Below are 1459 nucleotides of genomic sequence, written 5' to 3' on the forward strand. Positions count from 1 at the left end.
TTCGGCTCCCCTCTGTTGTCAACCGCTGGTCGCGAGGGGTCTGTGGGACTGCCCCTTCCGGGCAGTGGGCGGTGCGGCGTAGCGTCGCGGATGCGGGTCCGGGAGTGGCTGATCCGAAGTGTCGATGTGCGGGGGCAGGTCGACCGCGCTGGATTCTTGAGACGCCCCGCAGTGCCCTCCCGGGCCCGCGCCAGCGACTCGGTCGGCGTCGGCGACGAGCTGTCTGTAGATGACGTCTGAGATCCGTCGCTTGAGGCAACGCAGCGCTTCTTGGGGCTTCTTCCCAGCCGCTCTCTTACGCCGGTAGTAGGCGCGCCCCTGGCTGTCGAGCCGTAACTGGGTGACCGCGGCGATGTGGATCATGTGATTGACCCGGCGGTTCCCGGCTCGTGAAAGTCGATGCCTGTTCTGCTCGCCAGAGGAGGCGTCCAAGGGTGCAGTTCCTGTCCAGGACGCGAAGCGGTTGCGGTCGGCGAACCGGGCGACGTCGCCGACGTCGGCGAGGATGCGGGCCGCCACGACAGCACCAACACCACGGATGTCCATCAACCGCGACCCTCGCGCTAGGACCATCGCTTTCAGTTCAGCGGTGGCCTTCTTGATCTTCGTCTCGACCGCGATCAACTCGGCCAATTCCTCCGCGGCGATGCGTCGACGGGTCTTACCGGCGATGTCACGGGGCCGCACGGTGGCCAGCATCGCCTTGGCCTGGCCGGTGGTGATGTCTCGTTTGGCCTGGCCGGGCAGGAGCTCGGCCAAGAGCGCCTGGAGTCGACACACGGTCTGCACCCGTCGACGGGTCAAGGCTTCGCGGCGGTCGGCCAGCATCCGCAGCGCCTCGAGCTCGCCGTCGACCTTCAGCACCCGCAGGTTCGAGGTCCGCACGGCCACGACCGCCACCGAGTGCGCATCGAGGGCGTCGGTCTTGCGGTTGTGACCGGTGTCGAAGAGCCGCACCCTCGCGGCGAGCTTGGCCGGCACATCAACGACCTGTTCACCAGCCTCGAGGAGGCGCTGGGCGAGCGGACGACCGGCACCGTTGGCTCCCTCGACCGCCCAGACTCGATCCGGCCATGCCTTGGCGTAGGCGCGCATCGCGCAGTACCCGGCTTGGTCGGTGCTGAAGCGACCTGATCCGATCAGTTCCTCATGCATGTCGACGACCTCGATCGTCGCCGACAGCTTGTGGGGATCGACCCCGATGACGACCTGTTCCATGCACTACTCCCGCTTGCGCTCGTACCGATGTGGACAGCGAGGTGGGCATTGCTACTACGAGCTGGGCAGTCCCCTCTTGAGCCACGCCTCGTCGGCGGTGCCCGGGGGCTGCAAACCGGAATCGAGCCACACCCGCACGGGCGAGTGGGCAGCCCAAAAGAGAGCGAACCCACCGGACACCTGGACCGAGTCTTGCCGGACGTCGGTCCTACGGGAATCCTCTAGTAGCCCAGAATGACGC

Annotated in this window: 1 protein-coding gene; it reads right to left on the minus strand. The window is 66.9% G+C overall.

The annotated features are described in order from the left end of the window. Positions 1–18: 18 nt before the first annotated feature. On the minus strand, positions 19–1218 hold the full coding sequence (locus tag AB0F44_RS30050) for an IS110 family transposase (protein WP_357361014.1): 1200 nt from the start codon (positions 1216–1218) through the stop codon (positions 19–21). Between the last annotated feature and the right edge of the window lie 241 nt (positions 1219–1459).

The sequence above is a fragment of the Nocardioides sp. NPDC023903 genome (assembly GCF_040639295.1).
Lineage (GTDB): Bacteria > Actinomycetota > Actinomycetes > Propionibacteriales > Nocardioidaceae > Nocardioides.

Excerpts from the sequence above, each read along its gene's own strand:
- AB0F44_RS30050 (WP_357361014.1), bottom strand. The coding sequence starts at position 1,218 with ATGGAACAGGTCGTCATCGGGGTCGATCCCCACAAGCTGTCGGCGACG.